8 protein-coding genes are annotated in these 6702 nt (G+C 60.3%); 3 read left to right on the top strand and 5 right to left on the bottom strand.

The features are described 5' to 3' along the window. Positions 1 to 34 precede the first annotated feature (34 nt). A complete protein-coding gene (locus tag CMI59_RS02755) occupies positions 35 to 1297 on the bottom strand; it encodes a cytochrome P450 (protein ID WP_293324414.1) in 1263 nt (420 codons plus the stop codon). A 129-nt stretch (positions 1298 to 1426) separates the two neighbouring features. On the opposite strand from CMI59_RS02755, the gene CMI59_RS02750 reads away from it, so the two are divergent. After that, positions 1427 to 2047 carry a TetR/AcrR family transcriptional regulator gene (locus CMI59_RS02750; protein WP_293324411.1) on the top strand — a complete coding sequence of 207 codons (621 nt, stop codon included), beginning with the start codon at positions 1427 to 1429 and terminating at the stop codon, positions 2045 to 2047. On the opposite strand, the gene CMI59_RS02745 is transcribed toward CMI59_RS02750, so the two are convergent. The 4 genes from CMI59_RS02745 to CMI59_RS02730 form a co-directional block, all read right to left on the bottom strand. Further along, the gene (locus CMI59_RS02745) at positions 2048 to 2749 is read right to left on the bottom strand and encodes an outer membrane beta-barrel protein (RefSeq protein WP_293324409.1); all 702 of its coding nucleotides are present in this window, start codon (positions 2747 to 2749) and stop codon (positions 2048 to 2050) included. Positions 2750 to 2826: 77 nt separating this feature from the next. Then, the gene (locus CMI59_RS02740; RefSeq protein ID WP_293324406.1) at positions 2827 to 3261 is read right to left on the bottom strand and encodes a PaaI family thioesterase; all 435 of its coding nucleotides are present in this window, start codon (positions 3259 to 3261) and stop codon (positions 2827 to 2829) included. Positions 3262 to 3322: 61 nt separating this feature from the next. Continuing rightward, positions 3323 to 3712, bottom strand: coding sequence for a hypothetical protein (locus tag CMI59_RS02735; protein WP_293324403.1), 390 nt, complete (start codon positions 3710 to 3712; stop codon positions 3323 to 3325). Positions 3713 to 3853: 141 nt separating this feature from the next. Continuing rightward, positions 3854 to 4471, bottom strand: coding sequence for a glutathione S-transferase (locus tag CMI59_RS02730; protein ID WP_293324401.1), 618 nt, complete (start codon positions 4469 to 4471; stop codon positions 3854 to 3856). 164 nt (positions 4472 to 4635) lie between these two features. Between CMI59_RS02730 and CMI59_RS02725 the strand changes: the two genes are divergently transcribed. After that, positions 4636 to 5943, top strand: a complete 1308-nt coding sequence (locus tag CMI59_RS02725) for an MFS transporter (RefSeq protein ID WP_293324398.1) — start codon at positions 4636 to 4638, stop codon at positions 5941 to 5943. Then, positions 5936 to 6496, top strand: coding sequence for a gamma carbonic anhydrase family protein (locus tag CMI59_RS02720; protein WP_293324395.1), 561 nt, complete (start codon positions 5936 to 5938; stop codon positions 6494 to 6496). Before CMI59_RS02725 ends, CMI59_RS02720 begins: the two co-directional genes overlap by 8 nt. The last annotated feature ends 206 nt before the right edge of the window (positions 6497 to 6702 follow it).

Here is a 6702-nt window from a genome sequence, read left to right as displayed (position 1 = left end):
GGGGGCTCCGCCCCGGAGCCCCCTGCCCGACGTCCTATGCGTGTATCTTCACGGGCAGCGTGGCGTAGCCGCGCACGAAGTTGGAGCGAACGCGCTCCGGTTCGCCGACCACTTCGATCCGGCTGAAGCGCTTCAGGATTTCTTCCCAGAGGATGCGCAACTGCAATTCGCCAAGGCGATTGCCGACACAGCGATGAATGCCGAAGCCGAAGGAAAGATGCTGACGCGGCCGTGCGCGATCGATGATGAAGGATTCGGGGTTATCGATCACTTCATCGTCGCGATTGCCCGACAGGTACCACATCACGACCTTGTCGCCCTTGCGGATCGTCTTGCCGCCAAGCTCGGTATCTTCGAGCGCGGTGCGACGCATATGCGCCAGCGGCGTCTGCCAGCGAATGACTTCCGGTATCATGCTGTCGATCAGCTTGTGGTCGGCAAGCAGCTTCTCATATTCCTTCGGGTTCTGATGAAGCGCCAGCACGCTGCCCGACATGGAATTGCGCGTCGTGTCGTTGCCGCCCACGATGAGCAGAGCGAGATTGCCCAGGAACTCTTCCGGCGGCATGTTCCGCGTCGCTTCCGAATGCGCCATCATGGAAATCAGATCGGGCTTCGGATCGGCGTTCACCCGCTCGTTCCACAAAGTCTGGAATGCGCCTGCGCATTCCATCAGCTCGTTGGTGCGCTGATCCCAACTGTCGATGATACCTGTGCCGGGCTGCGCCGTGATGACGTCGGACCAGCGAGTGAGCTTGGCGCGCTCCTCATAGGGGAAATCGAAAAGTGTCGCGAGCATGCGTGTCGTCAGCTCGATCGACACGGTCGGTACCCAGTCGAATTCCTCGCCGACCGGCAGGCTGTCCAAAACGCCCGCCGTGCGTTCCCGGATCAGGCCGGTCATCTTGGCGAGATTGTCCGGCGCGACGATCGGGCTGACGGCCTTGCGCTGCTCGTCATGCCGGGGCGGGTCCATGGCGATGAAATTGGGAAGATCGATCCCGCCCTCGCCTGCCTTCTGGATGCTGTCGTCGATGACGATGCCGCCGAATTTCGCTTCCGAAGAGAATATCTGGTGATGCGTTTCGACATGCATGATGTCGTTGAATTTGGTAACGGACCAATAGGGGCCGTAAGCACTGTCCGCGCAGTAATGGACCGGATCTTCCGCGCGCAGCCTGGCGAAGTAATCGCCGACCGTATCCGTTTCGAAAAGCACAGGATTGCTGACATCGATTTCGCTGAGCGGAATCGACGATGCACCCGCCATGGCGGGTTGTTCTGCGGCCATACTCATGGAGCCCTCCTCCCGAATGAATGACAAACGCATTAATTGAGTAAAGTATCAATAAGAATGCTGTAACCTGTCAACATCTATTGCGCCATGCCATGATCCGGCACCGAAACGACCGGGAGAATCATTGAATTGTCCGTTGACGCAAATCGCCGCCGAACCCGCCTTTCTCCTGAGGATCGGCGCGCCCAGCTGCTGCGCTGCGCATTATCCGCGTTTGCCGAGCACGGAATAGCGCGGGCGACACATTCCCATGTCGCGGCGCGGGCCGACGTTTCCATTCCGGCTGTCTATTCCTACTTCCGCACCAGAGACGATCTCGTCGCCGCAACGCTGGCGGAGGTCGAAGCCTTTCTCGACGGTCTTCTGGCCGACACGCTCGCCCGGAAAACACTACCCGCTGCCGACGCGTTGATGATGCTCGCCCGCCTGTTCACCGACAGCGTGGAAGAGCAGCCGGACCGCATTCGCGTCTGGCTGGACTGGAGCACGGGCACGGGGAGCGACCGGTGGCCGGCCTATCTGGGGGTTTTGGGGCGGTTGCACCATGCGGCGGAAGCGACCATCAGGCGGGGCCAGAAGGCAAACCACATTCCTGCCTGGATCAAGCCCAAGGCTGCCGCGCGGATTTTCATCGGTGGCGGACACACAGTCGCACTGATGAAGTTCGAGGGGGCGACGAAGAAAGAGGTCGACGCCGCCCTCGTGCAGCTTGTGGGCGGCGCCACGGGTTGGACGCTCACACCGGAATGATCAGAACTGCCAGCTCATGCGAAGCGTGGCGATGTGATAATCCGCGCCAGTACTGATGGATTCCGCGACGCCCGTCGAGCCCCCGATTTCGAATTGGCCGGTGCCGGTGCGATCTCTTTCCGGAATGTGCATGTAATTGTACTGCGCGCCGAGCACGATGTGCTTGGAGAGCTTGTAGTCCACGCCCGCCCCCAGCAGAAACCCGCTTTGCCAGACCTCTTCGAAGAACTCGCTTACGCCCGGCTGTCCGGTCGAGGTGTGTATGTCGGTCCCTGCGTAACCGGCGAGGCCATAAAAAAGATAATCCTCTCGTGCATAGCCGAACTTCGCAGCCGCAGTTGCAAACCAGTCGATCGTGGTCTTGTGGACCACACCGGGGGTCGACGTGCTGTTGGACTTGTCTTTCAGATGGCCGGTGGTCGCCGATAGTTCAACGCCGGCGACCCACGGACCCCACTGATGGAGATAGCCGGCCTGCCCGCCTGCGATAAGGCCGTTCACGCTGGGATCGTGCGTTTCGCCCGCGCTGGCGGCATACAAACCGGCCTGGTTCCATTTCCAATGCTCCTTGGCGGCGATACCGCCTGCATGAGCGCCCAGATAGAAGCCGGACCAGTCGGCAGTTTCAGCCTGTGCAGGATTGCCCGTGGCGAAGAAGGCCGACACCAGAAATGCCGCGCCCAGCGCGAATCGATTGAACATGGATTACCCCCCAATTCCAGAAACCCGCTAAGGCTCAGTCACCTTCAGCGAAGTGTCAATTGTCTTTGGGTAAAGGATTACCGCCCGACTTTGAAGGTGGCGCTGGCCCGGGCGACGAGATCGCCCGCCTCATTGCGGAGTTCCGCTTCTGCAAAGGCAATCGACCGGCCGCGATGGCGCACCCAGCCCTCACCCACCAAGCGGCCGGGATCGGCTCGACCGAGGAAGCTCGTCTTCAGCTCGAGGGTTACTTGCGGCATCTCCGGATCGTCCGCCGGATGGGTGAGCCGGACTGCATGTCCGCATAGGCCGTCCAGCATGGCGGCGAGGAAACCGCCATAGATCCGCCCGCCTCTGTTGAGGAAATTATCGCCTGCGAAATAAGCGGCGCGGATATAGCCGCGCTGCTTGTCCAGTTCGAGAACTTCCTTGCCAAGAGTAATGGCGGCGGCGGATTCCCAATCATCCGGATTGCGGCTCTCCGCCGTGCCCTCAATCGCCCCTTTGCTCACCGATCGCCTCTTCCTGTGCATCTCCCGACCCGTCCGGATCGGGGCCGCGCAGGACCGGCGATCATGACGACGCGTTCGGGAAAGGTTCCTTGTATTTTTCCCTGATCCACTTCTTCTGGCATGCGACATGCTCTTCGGAAAGAAGCTCGAAACCCTGCTGATCGCAGTATTTCGACGCCCTGAAGTTGCCAACGCGCTTGTTGACGCATGACTGCAGGTCGGGAACCCAGAGGAAGATACATACCATGGGAATATAGCGTTCTTCACATGGCAGTTCGGAGATGTATTTCTGTTCTTGCGGGCTTCGGCGATCCCACCAGGCTTGCGCCTTGGCCGCATTGCCACGCTCGCTGTCAACGCAAGCCGGCATTTCGGCCGCGGATACGGGCATAGCCTTCATGACCACCATGCCCAATCCGAAAGCCATGACCATCCACAGCAGTAGCTTCACCTCATCTCCTCCCCAGTTGATAAAGGTTATTTACTAACCTGCCGCGAAAAGACTGCCGGATGCAATCGTCAAATTGAGATGGAGGCGGGATTTTCTCAGGCGCATACCGAATCCCATATGCGCCTGAGAAGGATTTTACGATCAGGCCGAGGCGGCGGCACTCGGGCGCGCCTTCATCCGCTCGAACCAGGCAGCAATGTTCTTGTTGCTCGTGTCGATGGGCTGCCCGACCTGCGTTCCGAAATCGAGGAATGCAAAGAGCAGAATATCGGCCAGCGTCATGCGGTCGCCGGCGAGGAACTGCTTGCCCTCCAGCAGCCCGTCCAGCCATTTGATCTTGTCCTGCGCGATGGCCTTGAGCCCTTCCGCGGCTTCCGGCAGGCAGCGCATGCGGTCCTTGAACATCGGAAGGCCTTCGGCATAACGGAACCCGCCGGCCAGCGGTTCGCAAACGCCGAGGTCGACGCGGCGCGTCCACATATGCGTTTCGGCGCGCTCTTCCGGTGTGGCGCCCACGAGCGAATTGTCCGGGAACTTCTCGTCCAGATATTCGCAAATCGCCGTAATTTCGGAAATGACGGCGCCATTATCGAGCTCCAGCGCGGGCAGCTGACCGGCCGGATTGACCTTCAGATAGGGCTCCTGGCGGTTGGCACCGGCCATAATATCCACTTCCTCGAAGGGGATTTCGATGCCCTTCTCCGCCATGAACATCTTCACGACACGGGGGTTGGGGCCGATGGAATTGTAGAATTTCATGTTTCTCTCCCTGTACACGGTTCTGAATGCCGTTCCCTCATGTTTATCCGATGCCGGGACCGCGCGCCACCGGACAGGGCTTGGCCGAAGGGCATGCCTCGGGCTATAGGGCTTGAATGGCGCTGCATGAAACGACAAATGTGCAGCGCTGTCAGGGAGGATCGATGACAACGCCATCCGAAAAAGAAACGCGCGGAGACGCGCGTGCCGGCCATGCGCCGACGCATCCATTCTTTGGATGGTATGTCGTAGCCGGCGTCTGCATCGTCATGACGGTCTGCGCAGGGCTCGGCTTCTACAACCTCTCCGTCTATCTGAAGGCGTTCATATCGTCGGAAGGCTTTTCCGTCGCGGCCACGTCCGGCGCCACGGCCTGTTTTTTCGTCGCCTCGGGCATCACGGGGATCGGCGTTGCCTGGTTCATAGAGAGATACGACCCGCGCTGGATCATCACGGCAGGCGCGATCGTGAGCGCGGCGGCGATCATGCTGGCGGGCTATGTCCACAATATCTGGCAGCTATATGCGTTCTACATCATTTTCGGCAGCGGCTATGCGGCAACCGCCCTCATCCCTGGTACGACCTTGGTAGCTCGCTGGTTTGCCCGGCGGCGTTCCATCGCATTGTCCATCGCCTCGACGGGATTATCCTTAGGCGGAATAATCCTGACACCGGTTTCGGTGCATCTGATCGATGCGAACGGAATTGGCGGCGCAGCTCCCTGGCTTGCCGCAATCTTCATCCTCGGCGTTATCCCCGTCACATGGGCTCTTATTCGCCCTTCCCCGCAATCCATGGGGCTCGGTCCCGATGGCGACGAAATCCAACGCGACGAAACCGGGGTAGAACTGCCGCCCGACGGCATCGGGTTCGACGCCGCGGTCAGAAGCCGGTTCTTCCTGCTCTTCACCGCCGGCTACATCTTCGTGATGATGGCGCAGGTCGGGGCGATCGCCCATCAGTTCCGCCTGGTTTCCATGCGCACGGGAAGCGACGACACGGCCGCCATGGCCATTGCCGTCATGGCGGGTGCCAGCATTGTCGGCCGCCTTGCCGGTGGCTGGGCGCTGGCATGGATGTCCTCGCGCCTTTTCGTTCTTGGCCTGATCGCCACCCAGGCGGTGGCACTGTGCTTCTATGCAGCGTTGCATGGACAAACGGCGCTCATCGCAAATGCGGCGCTGTTCGGACTGACGGTCGGCAACCTGTTGATGATGGCGCCGCTTCTGATCGCGGAAGCCTTCGGGCTCAAGGCCTATGGGCGGCTTTACTCGGTGAACCAGTTTTTCATGACGCTTGGCGTGGCGTCCGGCCCGGCCCTGATCGGGGTACTCGAAGAAACCACAGGCGGATATGACGCTTCTTTCTTTTTGGTGGCCGCGGGATCCCTTGTGGCGTTCGGGCTGATTGCAGCGGCAGGACCCGTCCGCCAGCTCATGGACCAACATGCGGGAGAGGCGACAAGTGACTAGGTTTGGCCCCGACGTGACGTTGAACGATCCGGCTTTCATTCACGAAACAGCGCTCGTCTACGGCAAGGTGACGATTGGCGAAGGCGCCTCGCTCTGGCCCTATGTCGTCATCCGTAGCGAGATGCATGAAGTCGTGATCGGCAAACGCACCAACATTCAGGACTTCGTGATGATCCATGTCGGCAACGCCACACCGACAGTCATCGGCGACAATTGTTCCATCACCCATCACGCCACCGTGCATGGCGCGGAGATCGGCGACAACTGTCTGATCGGCATCAACGCGACCCTGATGGACGGCGCGAAAATCGGCGCGAACTCCATCGTCGCCGGACATAGCATCGTCACGGAAGGCACCGAGTTCCCGCCCAATTCGATCATTGCCGGATCGCCGGCCAAGCTGGTGAAGACGCGGGACAATCGCGTGGCGAACGCCATGAATGCGCGCTTCTACTACGAAAACGCCCTCGCCTATGCCGCGGGCGACCATCGCGTTACCGAACGCGAGAGCTTCCGCAAGACGATGGAAGACGAACTGAAAGCGCTGTCCTGACCGGATTTGGATGGGGTAGTCACCCTATAAATTTCTTGGTTTGCCGTAACGGAAACGATAAGTAAGGCACGCGCGCCGCCTGCCCGGGTCGGCGCGTCTGTTTTCGGGAGAGGTTCATGCGTGAGGACAGCGCCGGCGCTCCGGCGCCGGGTGAGACAGGCGGGCCTGAGCCCAAGTCGCGGATATTTTACGGCTGGTATGTCGTC

Origin of the sequence: Parvibaculum sp., from assembly GCF_002684405.1 — a bacterium.
Classification (GTDB): Bacteria; Pseudomonadota; Alphaproteobacteria; order Parvibaculales; family Parvibaculaceae; genus Parvibaculum.
This window is presented reverse-complemented; position numbering and strand designations above follow the sequence as displayed.

Bases quoted from the DNA above. Each gene is read 5' to 3' on its own strand.
- CMI59_RS02730 (WP_293324401.1), bottom strand. From the start codon at position 4,471: ATGAAATTCTACAATTCCATCGGCCCCAACCCCCGTGTCGTGAAGATG.
- CMI59_RS02755 (WP_293324414.1), bottom strand. From the start codon at position 1,297: ATGAGTATGGCCGCAGAACAACCCGCCATGGCGGGTGCATCGTCGATT.
- CMI59_RS02745 (WP_293324409.1), bottom strand. From the start codon at position 2,749: ATGTTCAATCGATTCGCGCTGGGCGCGGCATTTCTGGTGTCGGCCTTC.
- CMI59_RS02725 (WP_293324398.1), top strand. From the start codon at position 4,636: ATGACAACGCCATCCGAAAAAGAAACGCGCGGAGACGCGCGTGCCGGC.